Source organism: Elusimicrobiota bacterium, from assembly GCA_041658405.1.
In the GTDB taxonomy this organism is placed as follows: Bacteria; Elusimicrobiota; UBA5214; order JBBAAG01; family JBBAAG01; genus JBBAAG01.
Window position 1 is genome coordinate 1 of the sequence record JBBAAG010000042.1, and the last position, 25,387, is coordinate 25,387.

Annotated in this window: 18 protein-coding genes; all 18 read right to left on the minus strand. The window is 39.0% G+C overall.

Annotation, left to right across the window (positions count from 1 at the left end; translation table 11 throughout):
* Positions 1 to 1,903 (minus strand): hypothetical protein (locus WC955_08145; protein MFA5859024.1); only part of this gene is annotated, 1,903 nt, incomplete at its 3' end.
* Between the two features lie 2 nt (positions 1,904 to 1,905).
* Positions 1,906 to 4,371, minus strand: coding sequence for an ATP-dependent Clp protease ATP-binding subunit (locus WC955_08150; GenBank protein ID MFA5859025.1), 2,466 nt, complete (start codon positions 4,369 to 4,371; stop codon positions 1,906 to 1,908).
* A 96-nt stretch (positions 4,372 to 4,467) separates the two neighbouring features.
* The gene (locus WC955_08155; GenBank protein MFA5859026.1) at positions 4,468 to 5,670 is read right to left on the minus strand and encodes an anion transporter; all 1,203 of its coding nucleotides are present in this window, start codon (positions 5,668 to 5,670) and stop codon (positions 4,468 to 4,470) included.
* A 19-nt stretch (positions 5,671 to 5,689) separates the two neighbouring features.
* Complete coding sequence (ilvE, locus tag WC955_08160) at positions 5,690 to 6,568, minus strand: branched-chain-amino-acid transaminase (GenBank protein ID MFA5859027.1); 879 nt, start codon at positions 6,566 to 6,568, stop codon at positions 5,690 to 5,692.
* A gap of 80 nt (positions 6,569 to 6,648) precedes the next feature.
* Positions 6,649 to 7,296, minus strand: a complete 648-nt coding sequence (locus WC955_08165; GenBank protein MFA5859028.1) for a hypothetical protein — start codon at positions 7,294 to 7,296, stop codon at positions 6,649 to 6,651.
* Positions 7,286 to 7,765, minus strand: a complete 480-nt coding sequence (locus WC955_08170) for a hypothetical protein (protein MFA5859029.1) — start codon at positions 7,763 to 7,765, stop codon at positions 7,286 to 7,288. Before WC955_08170 ends, WC955_08165 begins: the two co-directional genes overlap by 11 nt.
* A 24-nt stretch (positions 7,766 to 7,789) precedes the next feature.
* Entirely contained in the window at positions 7,790 to 8,878 is a 1,089-nt protein-coding gene (locus WC955_08175) for a zinc ribbon domain-containing protein (protein ID MFA5859030.1), read from the minus strand.
* A gap of 92 nt (positions 8,879 to 8,970) precedes the next feature.
* A complete protein-coding gene (locus WC955_08180; protein MFA5859031.1) occupies positions 8,971 to 13,236 on the minus strand; it encodes a carboxypeptidase regulatory-like domain-containing protein in 4,266 nt (1,421 codons plus the stop codon).
* Between the two features lie 277 nt (positions 13,237 to 13,513).
* Positions 13,514 to 14,365 carry an alpha/beta hydrolase gene (locus WC955_08185; GenBank protein ID MFA5859032.1) on the minus strand — a complete coding sequence of 284 codons (852 nt, stop codon included), beginning with the start codon at positions 14,363 to 14,365 and terminating at the stop codon, positions 13,514 to 13,516.
* Complete coding sequence (locus WC955_08190; GenBank protein MFA5859033.1) at positions 14,295 to 15,584, minus strand: radical SAM protein; 1,290 nt, start codon at positions 15,582 to 15,584, stop codon at positions 14,295 to 14,297. The genes WC955_08185 and WC955_08190 overlap by 71 nt, the downstream gene beginning before the upstream one ends.
* Entirely contained in the window at positions 15,581 to 16,453 is an 873-nt protein-coding gene (locus WC955_08195; GenBank protein ID MFA5859034.1) for a methyltransferase domain-containing protein, read from the minus strand. Before WC955_08195 ends, WC955_08190 begins: the two co-directional genes overlap by 4 nt.
* Positions 16,450 to 17,019: a class I SAM-dependent methyltransferase gene (locus WC955_08200; GenBank protein MFA5859035.1), complete on the minus strand. Its 570-nt coding sequence runs from the start codon at positions 17,017 to 17,019 to the stop codon at positions 16,450 to 16,452. The genes WC955_08195 and WC955_08200 overlap by 4 nt, the downstream gene beginning before the upstream one ends.
* Positions 17,020 to 17,208: 189 nt before the next feature.
* A complete protein-coding gene (locus WC955_08205) occupies positions 17,209 to 19,476 on the minus strand; it encodes a tetratricopeptide repeat protein (protein ID MFA5859036.1) in 2,268 nt (755 codons plus the stop codon).
* A 117-nt stretch (positions 19,477 to 19,593) separates the two neighbouring features.
* Complete coding sequence (locus WC955_08210) at positions 19,594 to 20,268, minus strand: ABC transporter ATP-binding protein (GenBank protein ID MFA5859037.1); 675 nt, start codon at positions 20,266 to 20,268, stop codon at positions 19,594 to 19,596.
* 14 nt (positions 20,269 to 20,282) lie between these two features.
* The gene (locus tag WC955_08215) at positions 20,283 to 21,506 is read right to left on the minus strand and encodes a lipoprotein-releasing ABC transporter permease subunit (GenBank protein ID MFA5859038.1); all 1,224 of its coding nucleotides are present in this window, start codon (positions 21,504 to 21,506) and stop codon (positions 20,283 to 20,285) included.
* 117 nt (positions 21,507 to 21,623) lie between these two features.
* Positions 21,624 to 22,754, minus strand: coding sequence for a hypothetical protein (locus WC955_08220; protein MFA5859039.1), 1,131 nt, complete (start codon positions 22,752 to 22,754; stop codon positions 21,624 to 21,626).
* Between the two features lie 321 nt (positions 22,755 to 23,075).
* The gene (gene lysS, locus WC955_08225; GenBank protein ID MFA5859040.1) at positions 23,076 to 24,614 is read right to left on the minus strand and encodes a lysine--tRNA ligase; all 1,539 of its coding nucleotides are present in this window, start codon (positions 24,612 to 24,614) and stop codon (positions 23,076 to 23,078) included.
* A 43-nt stretch (positions 24,615 to 24,657) separates the two neighbouring features.
* The coding region (locus WC955_08230; GenBank protein MFA5859041.1) for a DUF6785 family protein at positions 24,658 to 25,387 on the minus strand (730 nt) is incomplete at its 5' end.

Here is a 25,387-nt window from a genome sequence, read left to right on the forward strand (position 1 = left end):
CCACATAATTATCCGCGCTCCCGGCATAATCTATTGTGGAAGAAATGTTACCCAATGATGTTTCATTACCGAAAAGATTTAACTTTGCAACCGGTGCGGTGAGTATACCCCCAAGCTTACCTTCGAGCTTAACCTCACCTTCAACTTGTTTAGAGATATCCGCGAGAAACGCTATTGATTGCAGTTTAATCTTATCTGAATACACTGCGAAGTTAAGTTTTCCTGTATTATAAAAAAAAGTACCATTAGATTTTACGAGCTTATGCCCTTGTTTTGTACTTAAAGAACCTGACTTCAACACCCATAAATACTCAGGATCTTTTATTTCAACCAACGCGTCGTACACAACACCCCAGGGTTCAATATTACCATTAACTACAATTGAATCCCCTATTTTATACTTAACCCCGCCCTTAATCCCGGGTTTAACATCACTCCCTAAGAATATACTGTATTCAGCATCCACTACCGGCTTCTTAATATTACCTGTGATATCAGCTGTCATATCCACAACAGATACCGGTAATTTTGCGCCCATAACTGTATTAATAACTTCCATCGCCATCTTACGGGTGTTAAGTTTTAGCGTTAACTCACTATAATTTTTGATATTACCGTGCAACACAGCAATCCCGCCGTCTACAGCGATATGGCACTCGTTTATCTTCACACCACGGTTATTAAACACGGTATCAAGTTTAATACTATCAACCTTCAATGCTCCAACCCGGGTATTAACACTTGTCAATACAGCCTTTCCCTCAAACTGAGTAGTAGTTCCTTCCAACAACAAACTGGCATTAAGCGAACCTCTGTACACCGCAGTACTTACTACAGGGAGTAACGATATAATATCCTCAACCTGGCCATTATACGTCCTAAGTTCTGCTTTTACCTTCGGGTATACATAAATATTCTCCGCTACGCCGCTACCGTGGATAACAGTCTTCCCTATCTTTGCGGTTAATCTTTCCATCTGAATTTCAGTGTTATTCACCACACCCTCAGCGTAGATTTCCTGTACATACGTCCCGGAAGTTATCTGCACCGCAGCGTTTGAAAGTTTAAATTTCCCCTGTACCTCCAATGGTGATAACACTGTCTTCTTAGTATCTTCCAACGGTAATTTGAACCTGAACTCACCTCCGGCATACCCTGACGCTAAGTTATCAAGCACTGATGCGTTTATATACTTACGGTATAATGATATAGTGCTGATATCAAAATTTTTTACTGCCACCCCGCAGTTAAGTTCTTTATTATTAACCTCAGCATTCACCGTGAAAGTAACAGGCACACGCTGATTCTCAGTATTCCGTACTGCAAGTTTCAATGATAAAACATTACCCCGGTAAGACACTGCGGAGTTAACGTCGTGTAGATAAATACCATAATCCTTATCAGCATCCACCTGCCCGTTATGTATTAAAAGTTTAATATCCTTAACACCAACCTTTTGCCCGCTATTTTGTGATAACGACATAAGGCCACTAACTTTTTTGTAGACTGCAGAAGTAACTTTGATTTTAGGATTATCCAATACAATTTGGTTAACCCCGGCAACTTTATTATCCCGTGAGAAAAGGATCTTAAAAATATTGTATTTTATGATAACCGCATCAATAACAGCTATCACGTTATCCTTATTCGCTGTGGAATCACGGATTTCAAAATCTGTGATATACACGCTATTAAGTATGTTTGTGGTTACACCCGAATACTTTATACGCACTCCTGCGGCAGAGGATACCTGTGATGTAAGCTCTTTTACGATACTTTCCAGCGGGTGGAACGCAAGCCTGACATTACTCGTTAACAAAAAAAATGTACCCGTAATGACAGCGGTGATTATAATGCCATAAACTATTATGCGTAAGTGTTTCTTAATAAATCTCATTGCCAAAACTAACTGACAGGCTGCTGGTTCTGCATGATCAACTGTTTAGTATTCTCATCGAAATCCAGGAGTATATTGGTATTCTTCTCAACTTTTTTTGCAAGAATTTCTTCCGCGAGTTTATCCTCAAACTGTTTTTGTATGGTTCGCAATAACGGCCTTGCGCCGTAGACCGGGTCAAATCCTTTATTCAACAAAAACTCTTTTGCTTTCTCAGTGAGTGACACATTATACCCTTGTTGTTTAAGTTTTTCATTCACCCGGGTAAGCTGCATATCAAGTATTTGCTTCATTTCTTCGAGAGTAAGCGGGTGGAATACAATAATATCATCCAGCCGGTTCAGGAATTCAGGATTAAACGACTTCTTAAGTTCATCAAGTACAATATCCTTCATATTCTGGTACTCAACCATATTGTTATTGGTAACCGTAAACCCGACAAGCGAGGATCCTTTTGAAATTAACCTCGCACCGATATTTGATGTCATAATAATTATTGTATTCTTAAAACTAACCTTATGCCCGAGCGAACCCGTGAGCATGCCGTTATCAAATATCTGAAGCAAAATGTTGAACACTTCCTGATGCGCTTTCTCAATCTCGTCAAGCAAGACTACGGAATACGGTTTTTTCCTTATTTTTTCAGTTAACTGCCCGCCTTCTTCATACCCTACATACCCAGGCGGTGCACCGATTAACCGTGAAACCGTGAATTTTTCCATATATTCCGACATATCTATACGTATGAGATTAGCTTCGTTACCGAATATAACTTCCGCCATAGCTTTTGCTAGTTCAGTTTTCCCAACACCTGACGGGCCAAGGAATAATAAACTACCGATTGGGCGTGAATGATCCCTTAACCCAAGCCTGCTCCGTCTTATCGCCTGAGCTACCGCGCGGATAGATTCATCCTGCCCGACAATACGTTTATGCAATTCTTCTTCGATATGCAAAAGCCTGTCAGATTCAGACTCCGTTATTTTTTGTAACGGTATACTTGTCCATTTTGACACTACCGTTGCGATATCTTCTTCCGTTACTTCCGGTAGTACGGTATTCCGCTGTTCCCTCCACTTTTTCTTTGATTCCTCAAGTTCAGCACGTTTTTCTTTTTCTTTATCCCTCAACCTGGCTGCAAGTTCGTAATCCTGCATCTTAATCGCATGTTCTTTATCTTCAGTAATTTTTACAACCAAACTTTCCTGTTGTTTAAAATCCGCGGGGATAATACTTGCGTGCAGCCTCGCGCGTGAACCCGCTTCATCAATCAAATCAATAGCTTTATCCGGGAGGTAACGGTCAGGGATATAGCGTTCCGCCATCTGTGCAGCAGCTTTTAATGCTTCATCGGTATACTTCACCCGGTGATGCTGTTCATACTTTTCTTTTAAACCAGTAAGGATTTTAATAGTTTCATCCACGGATGGCGGTTCAATCATTATCGGCTGGAACCTGCGTTCAAGAGCAGGATCGTGTTCAATATGTTTACGGAACTCATCAAGCGTAGTTGCGCCGATACACTGTAGTTCACCCCGTGCAAGCGCGGGTTTCAGCATATTAGACGCATCCATTGCGCCTTCTGCAGCGCCCGCACCGATTACCGTATGTAATTCATCAATAAAAAGTATGATACGGTTTTTTGAACGCCGGATTTCATCAATAATATTTTTTAACCTTTGCTCAAATTCACCGCGATACTTAGTCCCGGCAATCACTGATGCAAGGTCAAGCGTTATCACGCGTTTACCTACGAGTATCTCCGGGATATCATTATTCATAATCCTCTGCGCTAATCCTTCAACCACCGCGGTTTTCCCAACCCCGGGATCGCCTATGAGGATAGGATTGTTCTTAGTCCTCCGTGCAAGGATCTGGATTAACCGTTCAATTTCATTCTCCCGCCCGATAATAGGATCCAGCGCGTTTTCCCGTGCGAGTTTTGTAAGATCCCGGGAGTACTCATCAAGAGTTTGAGTTTTACCGGCAGACTTTCCCTGTTTATGGCTGGCGCTTGTCATAAAATCCTTATTTGTTGATTCACTAAGCTGCGCGATTATTTCGTCTCTCACACTATCAAGTTTTATCCCGATACTTTCAAGCACCCGCGCAGCAACGCCTTCATCCTGACGGATAAGGCCGAGTAAAAGGTGTTCCGTACCGATAAAATGATGCCCAAACTTCTGAGCTTCTTCCATCGCATACTCAAGTACTTTCTTAGCTTCCGGAGTGAATGGTATATCACCCATCAACGCAAGGTTATCACCAGTCCCGACGAAACGTTCAACTTCCGTGCGTAACCTCCGCAGGTCAATCCCGAGCTGGACCAACACCTGCGCAGCGACGCCTTCCCCCACCGCAACCAAGCCTAATAATAAATGCTCAGTCCCCACGTAGTCGTGGTTAAGGCGTTTAGCTTCTTCCTGCGCGATTACTATAACGCGTTGCGCGCGTTCCGTAAACCTATGAGCCACAATAACATTTTCTCCTTAAAACCATATGTTGCCTTATACATTTTAATATAAATGTTAATATAAGTGAAGTCTTTTTTTGGTTGATATTTTTTGTTATCACAACATTAAACATCCCGCGATGATTGTCGCGAGAGTTAACGGCACACCTGTCTTAAGATATTCAAGGAAAGAAATGTGTACATGCTCCTTCGCTTGTTCTATAACAATAAGGTTCGCAACGGAACCTATGATTGTAAGATTTCCCGCGAAAGTCGACGCCATTGCTAGTAAGAGCCACATTTTTTGCGGGTCCGCGAAGTTTGGAATCATAGATTTAAATAGCACAACCGCCGGGACGTTACTTACAAGGTTTGACAGAATTGCCGTTACCGCAGCGAAGACAGGTACACTGCTGAGGTTAAAATTATTGGTATAAACAAAAAATTGTTGTGATAACCCGCTTTTCTCAACTGCATGAATTACAACGAATAACCCACTGAACATCATCAACATATTCCAGTTAATATACTGATAAACCTTCCCGGGTTTTACCCTGCGGGTTATAAGCAACACCCCGGCAGCAGTAATCGCGACGAGGCTGATGTTATACCCAAGGAAAAAGAATATTAGCATCCCGGCAGTGATTAACAATGTTTTGTAAAGTAACGGTTTGTGTACTACACGATTAACGATAATACGTTTAGAATCATTCGCCCCTGCGGTAAGTTTATTGCGGTATATCAGGTAGACCACCCCGAAGTTCAGGAGTAACCCCACAACCGCTACAGGCGCGAGTTCAAAGAAAAACGCGGTATAGGGTATCCCCGAAAATATTCCGATTAACATATTCTGAGGATTACCCGTGATTGTCGCTACGCTACCGATATTACTACCCGTAACTAACGCGATGAGGTAGGGGACAGGATTCAACCCCAACGCATACGCGAGTTCCAACACAAACGGTGTGAAGAATATACATACTGTATCGTTAACGTATAACGCCGATAATATCCCGGAGGACAATATCACCGCAGCAAGAAGCAGGACAGGATTATGACAATGTTTTTTGATAACATCACTTACTACCGCGAAAAAACCTGCAATCCTTAGATTAGACGCTACCATCATCATACCGAGGAGCAGGATAATAGTATTAAAATCAATCGCACGGACTGCTTCGTTAAAAGATAATATACCTGCAACTACACACGCTACCGCACCGGTTAACGCGATCCCCGCACGGTCAAGCCGTAACCCCGGTATCCCGCCAAAAGACAAGCCAATGTATGTGATACCAAAGATGATTACGGTAGTAAGCATTTAGTAAATTACACGCGTTTTAGTATATTGGCGTCCCGGACCCCGGCGATTGTGCGAATGCTTTAAACGTTTTTATAAGTTTCGCCGTAATTTTCCCTGCCTTACCATTACCGATCTTCCGCCCATCAACTTCAGTCACAGGGATAACTTCCGCTGCAGTACCCGTGAGGAAACACTCATCTGCGGTGTATAGCTGGTACAATGTAAACGTTTTTTCTTGTACTTTCATCTTCATCTTCTTGGATGCAAGCATCATCACAACATCACGCGTGATACCTTCTAAAACCCCGACATACGGCGGCGGGGTTATCAATACACCGTTTTTGAGAACAAAAATATTGTCGCCCGTACATTCCGCAACATTGCCTTCACTATTTAACATAATAGCTTCTGATGTGCCGTATCTTCCCGCTTCAATTTTTGCGAGGATGTTATTGAGATAGTTCAGCGATTTTATTGACGGGTTCAGTGCTTCCGGAATATTACGCCGGGTAGAAGCTGTGATTATACTCAACCCTTTAGTATAAAACTCTTCGGGATACAAACTAATTTTGTCAGTAATAATGAACACCGTTGGTACCGGGCATTTCTTAGGGTCAAGCCCGAGGTCGCCAACGCCGCGGGTAACGACTAACCGTATATACCCGTCGGTAAGCTTATTCGCACGCAGGGTTGCAACCACGGCATTAGACATATCCTTTTTTGTCATCGGAATCTCAAGCATAATCGCAAGTGCTGAACTATACAACCTATCAATATGCTCGTCTAGCATAAACACCCGTGAGTTATACGCGCGGATGCCTTCAAACACACCGTCGCCGTATAACAACCCGTGGTCAAACACTGACACCACAGCTTTATCTTTCTCCACAAGTTTGCCGTTAAGATAAATTTTCATATGTTTTTACTTCCCCCCGTTAATTTCTATTAATACAATTATTCTACAATATTTTTTGTTTTTTACTAATAGTATTGGCACTACGAAAATTTTAACCCAAACGATAATTTAAGCCCCATATTAAGATGAGGATCTGAAATACTATAAGAAACCAAAAACATTCCCGGATATAAACTATTCTCATTTACCATCAGCCCAAAACCTAATACTAAAGAAAATCCGCTATATGTTTTTGCTAAAGAATAAGAGTAATTCCTATATTCATAGTTATAGAACCCGTATTCAATACCGTATAACAAAAACGTTTTTTTTGTTAAATCATGCAATTCGCAAACACCGGTATAGTAATAAATGCCTTTTTGGTAATTAGAATAACCACTTAAATACTTTTCGCCATTACACCCGCCAAAATATATATTGTATCGTTTATTACTTTTAGATGTCCTATAAATTCCATTAATCTCACCACCAACCGGTAATATGCCATTTTGCCATAATGATAAACTCACGGATGAGTAAAGAGATACCGGGGTTTTAGCCTTCTGTATTATAGGTATATCTGTTACCGGTGTAACAGCATTGGTAATTCCAGGTTTAAGACTTTTCTTTTCAATATAAATCCCGGAATCGTTTTGTACTATGAGTTGTTTCCCAAAACCAGTGCCAGTAAACGCAGTAATAATAAGTATTGCACCTATACAGTGCAGCCACCTAAACCTAATCAACATATTTTGTGGGTACAACAATAGTTTTTGAATCGTCAATAGATTCCTGCAACAACTTTCCTGCCTCGTTGACACATGACGGTGCGATACATTGCAGGACAGCGCCGCCAATTAAACATAAGATACTAACCTGCGGTACTGTAACCATAGCAAATGGTGTTGCAACATATAAAAGTATACCGTAGTAATAGTAATTTGAAAACTTAGACAACGACTTCCCTGCTAACTCAATTTTTTTTGTATCAACTAAAGATATTTTTGTGTATTCAGTTTTATCTAAAGTATCAGGCGGTAAAGTTGATTCTACAGGTTTTTGTATTGGCTTACCGCATTCTATACAAAAATTATTAGTAACATCATTTACTGCACCGCAACTTATACAAGCCGCTGTATCAGCATATACAGGAACTGTGAACGGAAACATGATTATAGCGCTCAAAAAAACGACCAGGATAGTTTTAAATAATTTCATATTTGTGTTTCCTTTCATATAATATTAAAACTTGTACCCGCACCGCGGGCAAAATTTCGGGGTAACCTTAAAACCGGCGTTACAGTTAGGGCAAAATACGCTGTCAGTTTGTTCCTTACTAGTATTGGTTTCAGGCTGTGAAGAGAACACGCGGACAATTTTGTTGCCCCATTCTACGGATGGAATAACCATATTCAAACTGGTTGTAATTGTAGAATCTGCCAATCCCTTTGAGCTTGTATCATACCGTATTCCAGCGTCGAGTGACAACCAGCGGATCAAATAAAACCGTACCCCTGCGTGTATAAGGTACGTTGGTTCAATTGTCAGCCTCACTGACTCAGTATTAAACTTGTAGTACGGGTTACCCATAACTTCAAACATAGAATATGTCGAGTTATTTACTTTACGTATACAACCGAACAAAAAAGAGTTTACCAGATGGATTCGTTCCTGTATTTCTGTATTCGTCAATCCCGCACCGTACGCGAAAAAGTTGCGGATACGCACATCGTCTATACGCAGGCCCAAATATATATTTGTATCGGTAAATATGGTTTTCCCAAAAATAATCTGTGCAGACGCTTGTTTCGCGAGGTATGTAATCTTAACTTTTTGGGTTACCAAATTATTACTATCATAAATCTCGTATTCATCCTCAATCGGGGTTTCCAAAGCATCAGGCCCTACTGTGTTAAGCGTATATGTTATTGGTATCTGTTTTTGTTTGGTTTGCACAACATTGCTGGTGGTAATAAATTCTGCTACAATCCCGGGTACCCATTTGCGTTCGTGTAACAACAATATCTTAAAACTCGCTGTTTGTGTAGGCGTTGCTTTACTGGTAAGGTTATGCAAAAACTCGTTGGTGTCAAGCGTAAGAGTTGCAACCCCGCCTAAACCTAAGCCCATATTAGCCAGGATATTACCATTGGATGCCACACGGTATGAACCACCCCCGGCAAAGTGCATATCGTACGCTTTTAACATAGACGTTGTCGGCAGCTGAAACAAGTAAGGTATCTCGTACAAAGTTAACCCGGGTTTTGTTTCTCCATACGACAGGGTTGATAGTAAAAACAGGATTGAACCAACAACAAACAGTTTTTTCATTAAACAGTATCCTTTCGTTTTATTAGCGTAATACTTATATAACATTAGACAATATTACTCGTCATTTTGCACATATATTCCAAACGATATGATTATCTGATAACTGCAATTTTACCGGAGCGTGTTTCTTTGTTATCGTTTTTGATAACATAAATATATATTCCGGACGCGACGTCTATATTATTATCGTTTTCACCAAACCAGTATGCGACATCAGCACCGTCGTTTTTGCTGAGTGTTCGCACAAGTTCCCCTGCAATATTGAATATCCGTATTACAGTTTGTTTTGTAAGCCCCGAAAATACGAGTTTGTTGTGTTCCACAGGTTTAAACGGGTTTGGGTAAACTATCATTGAATCCAGGTTATTGCGCGCGATTGACCGCAATGCTAACCGGAATACAGAAAATTTGTTGATACCCACGCTTATGGTGTGATTTATAGTATCAATTTCTTGATTACCATCAACCACAACCCAGGTGTTGTCTTTAAGATAATTTATTCTTAACCTCTCAGCCGCAATATTGTCAAACTCGGCAGGATAATTAAGTTTTAGGTTAATATTGTTTTGCGATTGTTGGTCAATCCCGTTAGTACTTGCCAAATTAATATTCCATACAAGATTATATAACTCGTTAGGTAATAAGTCCCGGACAACCTGTTCATTTGCTGTTACAACCTTGGGCGAGTATAAGTTTGGAATAACGGTACACACAACATCATTCGCATAACTTCCCGCCGGGATGTCCAGCTGCCAACTCGCGCTGGTCAATGTTTTGCTGCTGCCGGCTGGGATGGTTTCTCTGAAATAATTAAAATCTACGGAATTGGTATTGCCATCTTTTTCTACCCGGATATCATGCAACCTACTCAAACCGATATTGTTGATATAGCCATACACGGTGTAGTCATACCCGCCGAGTATGCCTGTAATAGTATAGGATCCGGATCTTATGTTGGGAATACAGTACCCGGCTAACCGTTCAGTCGCAGGAGAAACTGCCCAAACCATACCGTCTACTGCCTGATTGCTTCCGAGCGTAACTTTCCCGCTAATTTTGCCGGTACCGGGTTGAACACGAAAATCCAAATTTGATATTTTCCCGGTTTCTGTTTTAACACCAATACGGGTTGACAAAAGTTCAGATCCGTAAAACGCGTAAATATCGTAAACCCCCTCGGGTAGCCGGGTTATTTCACACTTGTTAGATATTCCAAGAACATATTGGCTGTCCCTTTGAACAACAGGTTTGTTGATAGCGTCAAAACTATTAAACTTTGTTTCAGCGGGGTAAACTTTTAGAACAACGTTCTTGTCGTATGGTGTCTTACCGTCGGGACTATATATCATACCGCGAAGCATTGACTGGTTCGGCTTTAATACTAAATCTATAGCGAGATCTACTTTGTTTTGTATATTTACAAATTTGTATGAGTAATCCCACGGGCTATCTGAATTTAAATTAGCAGAAACATAATATCGTCCCTCGGAAAATCCGGTTATTTTATAAGTACCATCTGTTTTAGTATAAATGCTTCCCCAGACACTCGCGCTAGATACATATACGTAAGCGTTGCTTATAGGAGTACCTTCGATATCGGTCACTTTGCCGGAAATTATTGCACCGTCGCCAAGTACGAAATTAACAATTGTTTCTTGTCCAAAGACACATTGTATATTTGACTTAGTAATACTTACGAACCCCAGGCTAGAATTGGGGCGACATGAAATGTTATAACTTCCTTCCGGTACTCCAGTAATTGTGTAAGCTCCCGTTGACGTAGCGTTTACATTTTTATTGAATAAAGAATTGCTGATACTAATAGAAACATTACTTATTACTTGCTTACCGCTGGCATCGGTTATTTTGCCGGAAATCGTTATACCGGTTTGTAATACAATATTTACAGTGGTAACTTGTCCGCTGGAAACAGCGATATTTGTTTTGGTTTGTTTAATAAAAACCGAATTATCTCCGGGTATACAATAAATATCATAGTTACCTTCAGGCAACCCGTGAATTGTGTAAGTTCCAGTTGCTGTTGTATAAACGCTTTTGCCACTATAGTTGCGCAGATAAATATTTGCATTATTTACTGGGTTACCGGCAACATCTGTTACTTTCCCAGCAATTTTACCGCCGGATTGTAAGACAATATCCAATGTTGTTACTTGTCCGCTTGATACCGCGACATTATCTATTGTTTGGCCCAAAAAGTCTGAATTACTAGATGGAGAATAAGTAATCGAATATTTCCCTTCGGAAAGGCCGCAAATTGTGTAAGTACCCGTTACGGCTGTGTATGCATATTTTGAAATAGATTCAATAATACTGTTGGGAGGGCCGCTGATATGTTTATAGAGATAAATATAGACATTACTTATTGCGTTACCGCTGATATCCGTAACTTTACCTGAAATTGTTTCACCGGGTTGTAATACAAAATCTACTGTTGTTATTTGTCCTTTTGAAACCGTAATATTGCTTTTGGTTTGATTAGTAAATTCTGAATAATTTGATGGACGACAGGAGACTGTATAGTTTCCATCTTGTAATCCACCGATTGTGTATGTTCTTGTTGTTGTGTATATATTTTTGGATGTGGGACCATTTACGTCATTTACGTAAATATAACAATTATTTATTGAATTATCGTTAACATCCATAACTTTCCCGGTAATTGTTCCACCGGTTTGTAATACACAGTCAATAATAACATTTCGTCCGAAGGATACTGCGATATTACTTTTGGTTTGGCTGATTAATTCTGAGTTGGTAGAAGGAGAATAACTTATATTATAACTTCCCTCGGTCAATCCCTGGATTGTGTATGTCCCGGTTATAGTTGTGAATCCACTGCCGTAGGAATCGCCGCTGGCATAAACAGAAACACCGCTTACCGGGTTATCGTTGATATCAGTTACTTTACCTGAAATCGTTCCGCTAACCTGTAAAACACAATCAATAATCGTTGTTTGCCCAACGTGAACAGTAATGTTGCTTTTAACCTGAGAAATGAATCCCGCTGTAGAACCGTTGAAATATATTTGATAGATTCCTTCGGGTATCCCCTGGATTTTATATATACCATCCGCAGCTACGTTTGCACTCTTATAAATACCACCGCCGAGAGATACATAGGCGTTATTTATAGGATTACCATTTATATCCGTAATTTTACCCATAATTGTTCCACCGGTTGGTAATTTAATATTTAAAGCCGTAATTATCCCGCTGGAGACAGAAACGTTACTTTGAGTTTGTTGTATACACTCAGAATCAACCGGAGGGTCACACGAAATCGTGTATATTCCTTCAATTAACCCATGAATTACAAAATTTCCTGCGGAATCCGTATATACACTTTTACCAATGGAATTACTATTTGCATAAACATACACATTCCTTACCGGTTTATTGTATATATCCGTTACTTTACCAGTAATTGATCCGCCAGAAGATAAAACAAAATCTACGGTTGTTATTTGCTTACTTGATACTACAATATTACTTTTGTTTTGTCCTATAAAGTCCAAATTACTTGGTGGATTACAATAAATTCTATAATTACCATCGGACAATCCGCGGATTGTATATGTTCCAGTTACGGTCGTGTACGCGTATTTGTACATAGGGCCATAAACATTTATAGTAGTCTGGTATATTGTAGGATTCCCGTTTGTATCAGTTACTTTGCCAGTGATTATTCCGCCAGGAGATAAAACAAAATCTACGGTTTGTGTTCCCGCGTTTATTATCACAATATTATTACTGCTTGTGCGTACAAAATTTGATTCACTTGATGGTGTACAATCCAAAATATAAACACCATCAGCTAATCCGCTAAGTGCATATGTTCCTGTAATAACACTATAGCTGTACGTATTTGTAGGGCTATTAGAAGTACTAATATTTGCGTTTTTTACAGGATTCCCATTTGTATCAATAACTCTTCCTTTAATTGTCCCGCCTTTTAATAGCACGAAATCGACTGTTGTAGTTTGCCCGGATGAAATTATTACATTATTTGTAGTTTTAGAAAATAAATCGCTTCCCATAGGCTGGTAACACCGGATTGTGTATGTCCCAGGATATATTCCATAAATTGTGTAAGTTCCTATACTTGTAGTATAAACATAGAATGAGTGTGTGGAATTGTAAGCCCCGATTTGTGCTCTAATCACAGGATTACCGTTAGTATCAGTAACTTTACCTGTGAGTATTGTAGCGCTATTAGAATCCTGCTGCGCGTATTTTATGACTGATTTATCTTCAACACTATCACTTGTTGCAGAAAATACATATTGAGAAAATAAACTCATTGATAGAGCTAGACAAAATGAAAACACAGCTTTCATTAGGAGTATTGTTTCTCCCAGATTTCTTTTTTGATTATTAATGTCCAAATTAGACCATTTGATCACTTAGTCCATCCTCTCCCATATATATTAGCTAAACAAAACAAAAGTATTACGTATAAATAATTAAACATTCTAATAATGACTAGTACGACCGGACAAGGATATTTTACCAAATGTGTATGCAAAGTCAAAACACGAATTAATCACTACGGAAATATTAATAGAAAGGATTGGATACCATCAGAACCTGGTTTAAGGCTGGAGTATGTTAAACTCAAACCAAAATATGTTTTAGCAGCTTAGTCAAATCCGTACCGTTCTCCTCAATAGGAAAGTGTCCGGAATCGTTCAGAAATATTAGTTTACTATTTTCAATATTTCTATTAATTTTTTTTGCTGTCTTTATGATTGTACTGCTTGTGAGATCACCCACAATTATTATTACGTTTGTTCTTACCTCTTTCATCCGGTTATAATGATCTATTTTTGAGTATTCATTCAACAGCCTGACATATTCCAGTGACGTTTTTGTATCAGACTTCTGAAATCCTTGAAAAAAACCGTCTCTATATTTATAGTTTTTCAGGAATAAATACCTTTTTGTAAGACACATCCCAAGTTTTGTATCCAGGAAAAACCTGAAGATATATGAATTTAGTGTATTAACCAACAAAGGTTTTAGTATTAAAGGAAACTTTATGTATGTATCGACCAAAATTAATTTCTTAACTTTATCCTGGTTTCTTATAACATAATCTAATGCAATGGTTGCACCCATACAGAAACCCATTAGATTGAACTTACCTATTTGTAATTCTTCTACTAGTTTATCAATAAGTTCACACAAGTTTATATACGAGAGCTCAATATTATCAGACCTGCCGCAGCCCGGCAGGTCCAGTAGTATTATTTGATACTCATTTTTTAAATCATTCAAAAGATTAAATTTAAAACTATCTATAGAACCGTTCCATCCATGAATATACAGTAATGGTTCCCCTTTACCATACGATTCATAGTATATCCTGGAATTATTAAATATGAGATAAGGCACTTTAAAACACTTCCTTATTCCCTCGTAAAATCGTGTAAAATCCGGGTAGTCCCTGTATTTTTCTGCATTCATTACACACTTTCTTTGCTTCTACGGGCTGTAACGGCAGGCTTGATTTAATATTTTTTTTAATCTCAACCTGAGTTTCCATCAGCATACAGCGGTCCCTAGGTTTGCCAATAATACTATTCATCTCCTGCCATAATGTCTTTATAGGTTGTTCTTGCACATTACCAAACGACATTGGTACAAAATCACAGGGATAAAGGTTACCTTTAGCGTCAATATACGAATGCTGTGTTCCTGCCCCGCAACCAAATTGTTCAAAACTTTCAATCTGGGCAAACGCGGTCACTTTAGGATATTTCCCGGAATAATTAGCTTTTCTGTGGATATTGATAAGCTGTCTTCTTTCTGTTTCTGTAAGTATATCCTCTTGTTTAAGATTAATTAACCTACCCGTAGGCATTGTCTCAAGAAACCGTATTTCGTTTACATCTAATTTCTTCGCAAATTGAATAATTTTCCAGATTTCGTTATTATCAATATTTTTTGAAGTAGCAACGCATTGAAGCATCGTATAAATCCCCGCGGATTTACAACACTTAACAGCATTCAATACATTCTCAAATGCACCTTTGTAGTTCCGCATATTATCAAAAGTATCTTTATCATAATGATCCAAACTAATCCCAACACTATACAACCCAGCTTTTTTTAATTCTTTAGCTTTTTCTATACTCATCCCGTATCCTGTGGTATATAACACGCTTATTGAACGTTCATCAATTACAGAGATAATATCGGTAAGATCATTTCTCATCAAAGGTTCTCCGCCGGTAAGGCCTATTATTGCAGTTCCCATGTCCTGTAAGCCATGTATTACTTTAATAAGAGCGGGTAATGGTAAATCATCATGATTCCCTTTATTCGCATTACTGCAATGCCAGCAATTGTAGTTACATTTATCAGTAACCGCAATAAACATAGATATAGGCGCAGTCCTAATCGCGTTTGTATGCTCATAAAACCTTGTATTTTTACCGGGGGTTGCACTCAAAACTTGATTAAACGCTTTTGACGGTATGGGCGGAAGAAATGAGGTAACTATATACGACCCTTCATGCTTAACAATCTTTTCATATTTGGAAACATGCCACATTGCTTTTAATAAATTGAGAAACCTGTAATCCTTATCATTTGAAAACTCTTTATGTACCTGCCAAAAAAGTTTTTTGTTTTGTTTATCAAAGATTAATTGCAGTAACGTAACCCATTTTTTGAGAATCATTTTCTGCCAATACCCACTGAGAACTTGTGTGTTACAACCACCTTATTATTTGTTCTGAAATATTTTTCTAATGTATCTGACAGAAGAGATGAATAATTTTTAATATCAAGTATCTTAAATGTCCCGGCAATAGCTCCTGTATTCATTACCCAGTTAATAGCGTTGATTCCGTTCTCAAAACTAAACGGTTGTTCACGATCCCATCCTTCCACCCATGAAATCCTGTTTCTATAAAACATCTTCCTGATTTCATGAGCATTACCTGGCAGTTTATATTGCATATTAGTTATCTTCCTGATTTTATCAGGATATTTCTGCATAAGTTTGATAAACGTTTTTTGTATTGAGTTAATACAACCTTTTCTATTGGTAATAATCGCTACCTGCCCATTTTTTTTAAGTACCCGGTAAATCTCAGGTATCAGTTGATTGGTATCCACATACGGCAATGCCCAGCCGCATGTGATAATATCAAAAACATTACTTGGTATTTTTTTGATCTCGGATATCATGTCACCGCATATCAATTCTGTTCTTTCATGATTTAGTTTTGATTGCGCTATTCTTAACATTTCTTTTGAATTATCTATACCAACTATTTTTGAAGGCTGCACTTTTTTGATTGACTCTTCAATAATATACCCTGTTCCACAACCAAGGTCGAGCATAGTATATCCATCGGCGTAATGCAATTTATCCAGCATCGCAGATGTATGCTTACTCATTTCTTTAATCCAGGTATCGTTATATGTTTTACTGATTACGTCGTAATCTTTAGCGTAGTCTTCAGGTTTTACAGTCTTGTTCTTAAGAAATAGATAAGCGATTTTATTGTAAAAACGGATTTTGTTCAACAACTCTTGGATCATTGTTTATGGCCTGTATACAAATATTCTAAACTTGACACTGTTATTATCTCGCCGTCAAAACCATTATCGTTCATAAGATCTGCCAGTTTTATTGAGCTAACAAACTTTGAGTTATCAACAAACATTTTTTCAAACAGCCAAAACAGTTTTCCTTTAACGCCTTTTATCTCAAATTCTAGTATTACAATTTTGCCGTTTACTTTTAAAACCCGGCGAATTTCTTTAATAGCCTCATCAATATATTTTATATGATGCAGCGCGTCTATACATATAACCGCATCAAAATAGTTATTCATAAAAGGTATCTCCTGTGCTTTTGCATGACAAAGGGTTAACCCTTCATAACGTTTCGCTTGGTTAAGCATTTTTTGAGAATTATCCAGAACCACGATTTCTTTGACAAACGGACGGATTTTATTCGCTACGAACCCTGTCCCGCCTCCAACATCCAGGATTTTGTCAGCTTTTGCAGGTTTTAGATATGACAAGACTTTTTCATGCTTATAGAATTTAAATATCGTCATGAAAGGATCATATATTTGCGCATAAATATTAAACCAATTCATATTACCGGTTCTCCAGTGAACAGTTGGTATCAGAGTTTACACATATGCCAAGTTTTAAACTTACGCGATACGACAGTTTCATTATCTCCCACCATTACCTGTTTTTTTTAAGTTTGAGACGTACTGCTATCATTAAAGACAACAGAAAATAATGTCTTTAAGTTTGCTAATTCAACCCATTTCCTAAACTTATACTCCAAGAGATTTAAGCAATTGAAGAATATCTGCATTTCCCTGCACGTTCTTCAACGCTCTTTTACCTGTTGCAATAGCGTCGGGTGTCCGGCCAAGTTTTATTTGTAATAATATAAGATTACGCCAGGCATTTACGTTCTTTGGGTTGTAGTTCAACGCTTGTGAATACGCAGTTTCTGCTTCTTTAAACTCGTTTTGTAAATAGTACACATTACCGAGATTAAAAGCTGTTTCGCTATACTCATAAAACCTGCGTTTACCCCAGTCTTCCGAAAATACATTGTTCGGACCGGTATTACAGGCGATTGGCGTGTTCAGGTGTGCCAGGTATGTTTCTTCAGCTTTTTTTGTGTCACCGAGTTTAATATACACGTAAGCCATCCGGTAATAGTTCTGATCAAAAATTGGGTCAATTGTACGATATTTTTCAAAATTGTCTATTGCTTTTAGATAACTCTCCCGCGCTTTTTGCTTATCATCGAGCTGAGTATAATATTCGCCAAGTTTTAGATATACCAGCCCAACTTGATGGTGTACTTGAACATAGTTTGGCACAAGGTATTTAACTTTATCGTATTGTTCCAGTGAACGTTCCGAATCGTCTCGCGGTGCTTTATCGCCCCATTCCGGATGGAACGTCTTTTCCATATTGAACCGATCATTATAGACATTACCCGTGAAGTAGCGCGACATAATTGTGTTTGGGTTATAACGATTGATGTTATTATAGTGAACAAGCGCTGTATTCCAATCACCTTTCTTGGAATAATATATTGCGTAATTAAACTCTTGATCCGCAGTGAATTTCTGTAAGTATTTAAAACAAAGAAAAGCGGTACAGCAAACTAGTAAAACCTGAACTGTTCGTTTTACTGCCAATACCCACAAATCGTTTTTCTTATTCTCAACTTTTTCGCATGATTCGGATGCCGTTTCAGATGGTGTAGACAATATTATGATTAGCGCTATCAATAAGCTGAAATATATCCCGGTTGAAACGAACCTAAATGGCACAAATATTATATTTTCTACTAACAACCCTATGAAAGAAGACAACACCCCCAGTAAGTAAAACGCGCGCCAGTCCATCGACATTTCTTTGTTTTGTGAGTTATCGAGAGCATCTTCCGGAGGCGAAGAAGAACCGTGTTGCCATTTATACCGTCGCAGCGCTCTTATGCCTATGGTTAGAAATGTTATGATTAACCATAAGTATATACCTAACCCGACTATCCCCTCTTCATTCCAGATATTCAAATATTCGTTTTCCGCATAATCCGTTTCAGTATTGTGCCTGCCTTCCAATAAAAATATTTGAGGGCGGCGGTATTTGGGATATGTAGCAAAAAAAGTATCTAACCCTGTACCTAAGACCGGGCGTTTGAGTATCATCTCCCAAGTGGATAGCCAGGTATAAGCACGGAATTTTTGGCCGTCAGGACGGTATTTAATAAACAGTGTTACAACAGATACAAAAATGAAGATTGCTACGAATATCCACACTCCTACAATTTTACGTATTTTATCGGTATTGAATTTAGAAAAGTATAGTATCCACAGTAAAATGAATGAGTATATCCCCCAGAAAAAACCGATTTTCCCTTCTTGGTCACCCGTAACAACAAAATTGAATACTGCTAAAACAAAAAGCGCGATTAACCACTTGCTGCGCGTTTTCAAAATCATTCCTAATAATAACGGAATAAAGACAACAAGGAAATTGGCATAAAACCCGGGGTTACCATGTGTTGAAAATATGCGTGAACCGAATGCTTTCCTCCAGATAAACGGGTCAAGCCCTGACGGACCGTCAGGATAAAAATGGATATCTATAAACTGTATTAACCCGTATAAACAACTAACCGTTCCAGCTGCTACTACAAAATATAACAAACGTTTGACTTCTTTTTCTTCCCTGCAAAGGTGAATCATCATTAGTATTAGTCCAACGTATAGGATACGACGGGTAAGTCCTATCAGGCTTACTTCGTGAAACGGAGATATCGTAAACGATAAAATACCTGATGCCAAGTATGCTAAGAGAGGAATAACAACTGCAAGTTTTACAAAATCAGGACGCCGGTTGCCTTCTATCAACCTAATCAGCCAAAGGCAGAGGAGTGTTGTTGCTCCAATATAGAACGATGTGACTTTTATTTGGCAGGAATCGTAAGTGCGCAGGTAAAATATTATTGAAATCCAAAAAAATACAAACGGTACCATCCATTGTATTATTGTTTCAATTCTTATTCCTATTTTCACTTGTACCTCAAGCCTTTTTCTTTGTCCTTCAATATGGGTGTTTCATTACCACATTCCGGACAAAATTAAGTTCAAATTACAACCGTTGCACTAACCATATTATTCAGGAAGTGTCGTTTACTCAGCAACCTTACCGTCGGTAAGTATCACAACGCGCTGCGCCTTACCTGCGAGCGCCATATCGTGGGTTACAACCACCATAGCGCACCCGCGTACCTTAACTTGTTCCCACAACAATGACTGTACTGCCATGCCATTCGCAGCATCAAGGTTACCGGTAGGTTCATCAGCAAAGATTACCTTCGGGTTATTCACCAATGCACGGGCAAGCGCAACTCTCTGTGCCTCACCATAAGATATCTCATCAGGCCGGTGATTCATCCTACTGCTTAACCCAAGTTCGGTAAGAAGTTTTTCAGCATCACGTTTTATCTGTGGTAAATATTTTTCGTTTAGCATCAACGCCGGAAGCATTACATTCTCAAGTACAGTGAATTCTATCAACAAATTATGGTTCTGGAATACAAACCCCGCGTATTTATTACGTGTAACCGCCCTGGTGTGTACAGACATCTTAGCAGCGTCATTATTGTCAATCATCAACTCACCGGTTGTCGGGTGGTCAAGTAAGCCAAGGATTTGTACAAACGTAGTTTTCCCCGCACCGGAAGGGCCTGTGACAGCAACAATCTCGCCGGGGTTTAACTCAAAGTCAATACCTTTAAGTACCTGTACATCCTCGGGACCAAGTTTGTAGGTTTTAGTAATATTCTTAGCTACAATAACCGCCATAAATGTTATATTCCCTATTCCGTCCTTAACGCTTTTGCAGGATCTATCTTTGCAGCCTTCCCTGCAGGGTATAGCGTTGATAATATACTAATGATTATAGATACCATACCGATTAACAAAAGATCCTGCCACACAATACGTACCGGTATTCTCGTAATATAATACACATCCGCAGGGAGGCTTATAAAATTTGTATATTTCAGTAACATACTAACCCCCACCCCTGTGAGTATCCCGGCAATTGTTCCCACAACGCCTATCATTGCGCCCTGGAACACGAATATACGCATAACATTACGTGGTTCCGCACCTAATGCCGTGAGTACAGCGATATCCTTAGTTTTCTCCATTGTCGTCATCATGAGAGTGGATAACACGTTAAACGCTGCAACCAAAATTATCAGTACCAAGACAATAGTCATTGCCAATTTTTCAATCTTCAGTGCGGAGAATAGGTTTTTGTTCATCTTCATCCATGACCGTGCAATATAGAACCCTTTAACTTCACTTTGAATTTTTTTTGCGGTAAGGTCAGCGCCATAAAAATTGTTTACCTTAACCTGGTACCCGCTTATTTGTTTACCCAGCCCAAGAAACTCCTGTGCGGTTTGAAGGTTCATAAACACAAACGTGTTATCAAACTCATACATCCCGGATTCAAATAAACCTGTAACTTTATACTTCCTCATCTTAGGTATTGTCATCATTGCCATATTCTGTGTATCGTTGAACGACATAAGAATAATTTCGTCATCCGGGTAAATCCCAAGATTTTTTGCTAGTTCACTCCCGAGGATAACATTCTCGTTCTTAGAATCCAAACTCGACCAGGTACCCGCGACTAAGCGTTTTGTAAGATCCGTAACCTTTAACCCATCCTTCGGGCGGATACCGTTGATCATAACACCCTGATTGTTTCCGCGGTAACGGATTAACCCCTGGCTGACAATAAACGGCGCACATGCCGCAACGTCTTTCACTGCAAGGATTTGTGTTACAGTAAACGTACTCTCAACAATACCTTCCCGTGAGAAAGTCATTACGGTAATATGCGCCTGGGTACCGAGTATGCGGTCACGTATTTCTTCCTGGAACCCAGTCATAATCGCGAAGGTTACTACAAGAGCCGCAACACCGACGATAACCCCGGCAATTGCAATTATTGTGGTGAATAAGGTAAACACCTGCCGGCGCTTACCCGCGAGGTACCGTTTTGAGATAAACAGTTCCCAGTTCATAGTGAGTTATTATTTCTTCCCATACTTTACCTTTGATTTAATATTTTTCATATGACTTATCGTATATTTTAACATTAGAACACACTTTTTTTAAAACTATTTTGATAATAGTACAACTTATTTCATTCTTAACGCTAACCTTATACCCATTGCGTCATCAAATGGGATTTTATCTTCCAAACCTAATGTTTTTTTATAAACTAGCCCTATCCCTAACTCCAGATGATTATTTAGGTTTTTTTTGTATTCCAAGCTACATAATGTAGAGAGAAGTATTTGTCCAGGTAACAATTTGATATCTTTAAAGGCACTTAAAGGCCAATTTCCTAGTTTTATCCTATCATCGATTAGTACCATATTATCAATGCCTATACCAATAATAAATTCGTTTTCCTTTTTTCCAAAATGTTTCTTTATAATTATAGGTATGCTTATAAAATCAAAAATGCCTGATGCTGAAAAACCGTAATAATTGTCTGATTTAATAGAATAATTCTCGTATAACAAACCTGTTTCTACTCCCAATTTTTTCAGCATCCACAATTCTGTTGTTCCACCAAAAATACACAAGTTTCCTTGACCGGATATGTTTATATTAGAATAAAGGTCTTCGTATAAGTAGTCTCCCTGAAACGGATTCTTTCCGAAAATCGTAAAGTTTGTTGTATAGTATTCAGCAATTATATTTATACCGCCAAGTATTCTGTCCATTTCTTCACCTTTAATTCGTGATGAGAGATTTAGTAAGTTGAATTTATAAAAGTAATCACCCAAAAATTCGGTTTTAGTCAAGTATTTACCTATTCCTATTTCAAAATTAAGGTTTAACCCTCCATTCCAATTTGTAGTATATCCTATGAATACAGGTATTCCAATAGCAATACCATTTTCGTTGAATACATATTTTGTGTAATCCTCAATAGAGGTATTTGTTTTCACATAATATTTTGCCCAATAGAAAATGTCATAGTAAAACAACGATGTTCCTGCACCGATATAGAAGCCAAAAGGTAGATTCCATTTCTTTGTAAGTCCAATATAAAAAAACTTACGATCATAATAACTTCCTATATCTATATAACTCGTTATCGGTTGAACATTATTAATAGTGCAACTAAAGATATTTATTTCAATGCCATTTTTTTCTATATAAAACTCAGGTAGGTATTCAGCCATTAGATAATTAGAATAGGGATTAAGATAATCTTCTCTCCCTCCCGACATCATATTTCCTGATATGTTTATCATATAGTAGTATACTGGAAATGAGGGTTTATATGGCAACATTACTAATGGGACTCTAATACCGAACTTAATTTCATTTATCCTAGTACTAGTAGTTCTGTTGATGCTATAAATATCTGCCGCGTTTGTGAAACTGCAACAAACGAGAAGTAGTAATGCCAATACGCTACTCTTGTGTATGATAAACTTTTTCATGATTTTTTCTATGACATTATAATGGTGACAGGTTTTGAGCGAACTACTTCAATAAACCCGTTCGTGGGTTTATTATTGAGTGAGCCAAAATCTGTCACCATTATATAACTAACTAACTCAATATTGTCTTTACTTTTTTTCAGGACGCATCAGCGGGAATGCAATAGTTTCACGGATAGACGATGTGTTTGTGAGTATCATAATCAGGCGGTCAATCCCGATCCCCAACCCTCCGCAAGGCGGCATCCCGTGTTCCAGCGCAATAATAAAATCATCATCAAAAAACATTGCTTCCGCATCACCCTCAGCTTTATCTTTCGCCTGAGCAAGTAAACGGTTACGCTGTTCAATTGGATCATTAAGTTCGGAGTACGCATTCGCAACTTCTTCCCCCCCGACGAATAGTTCAAACCGTTCCACAAGATTAGGGTTATCCGGTTTAGACTTCGCTAATGGTGTCCATTTCGTCGCAAAATCTGTGACAAACGTAGGATTTATAAGTCCCGGCTGCACCTTTTTCTCAAATATATTATCAATAATCTTATGTTCCGGCGTTTTGTTTACATCAATATCTAAAGACAAATTTCGTGCCAGCTCCTTAGTTTTTCCATCCATGACATACGCATAAACATCCTCACCCGTTGCAGCCTGTAATAACCCGAAATATGTTTCGCGTTTCCACGGGCGAGTGATATTAATCTTGTTCCCGCAAAACTCAAGTTCATTATTCTCATTAGCATAACCCTGGGCGGTAACGCAAATAATTTCTTCGGTGATATCCATCATACCATAAAGATCGCTATACGCCTGGTAAAGTTCAAGCATTGTGAATTCCGGGTTATGTTTTGTAGAAATCCCTTCATTCCTGAAATTACGGTTAAGTTCATAAACTTTATCATACCCACCTACTATTAAGCGTTTGAGGTATAGTTCCGGAGCAATACGGAGATAAAGATCGATATCCAGCGCGTTATGATGCGTAACAAACGGCCGGGCAGTTGCACCCCCGGGGATCGGCTGCATCATCGGTGTTTCAACTTCCATAAACCCTTTCCCGTCGAGTAATCCGCGGATACGTTTGATCACCAATGCGCGGTCACGCAAAATTTTAGCGGTAGTTTCATTTGTCAATAAATCTAAGTATCTTTGGCGGTAACGCAGTTCCGGGTCCTTAAGCCCATGCCATTTCTCGGGTAATGGGCGTAATGCTTTACTCAGCATCCCAAACTTACGTACGTCAATGGTAAGCTCACCGGTTCTTGTAACAAAAGGCACGCCTGTGATCCCGATAATATCACCGGAATCATACAGTTTCTTGAAATTAGCAAATAATTCCGCGCCAATCGCCTGTGTCCGCAGGTAAATCTGTATCCTTCCGGTAGAATCCTGTAGGTGTGCAAAAGTTGATTTACCCATCTCACGGATTGTGATCAACCGTCCCGCAAGGATTACACTATCTTGTTCCAGTGACTCCCCGGGTTTCAGGTTAACATACTTTTGACGTAGTTCAGTGACGGTATCCTTAACTTCACACCGTGCAGGATAAGGGTCAATGTTCTGTGAACGTAACACCTCAAGTTTACCCTTCCGTGTTTCAATAATACTATCAATCGGTAAACTCGTTACTTCCTGCGGCGGTTGTACCTGCGGCTCTTTTTTTTCTGACATTTGTAAACAAACTCACCCTTTCTTATGACAAATAAATCTATATTTACCCAAAAAACACAACGTAAAACCTTGCGATATCAGGATTAAACGCGCCAATAAGGCCCCAGATAACACCGGCAACGATAAAATGCCCGACTGCAAGTCCCATAAATAACGGGATTAGTTGTTTGTACATATTAACCCCGCCGATTTTCAGGATTATACTCTTAATAATCCACACCAGAAACAACGGCCCCCATACCGGCGACCCATACGCCGTTGCTACGATATACCCAATAGGATTCAGCGGAAAATTAAAGAATATACGGCGGAGTATAACCAATCCCGCAACAGTTGCCGCGCCAATCGCAGTTGCAACATTTTTTACGGGTACCGGCCCTTGTGGCGACCTCACTGCTGTGGATAACTCTGTATACTCATTCACTGCTAATGTTGCGCGTGTACCCCCGCCTGTACGGCCGCTTTCCAAAACATTAGCGCCATATTTATAATACATCGACAAATGCAGTGTCCATGACGCTGCCAGCCCGATGATGATAGAAAACACAACGATCCACAGAACCTGTTTCCGTTTAATATTCGCTTCCTCAGCAATTTTTATGGTATCCAACTGATAGGCCGTCAACTGCGGGAAAAACCCGCGGGCCAGGAATGTCAATACCGACAACCCCACGAGGTTAGGCATACCCTGATCAAGTAACGTTTTCACTCCCACAGTATATGACAATATACGTTTCTGGTAGAACATAGGAAATAACCATATCATCGGGATC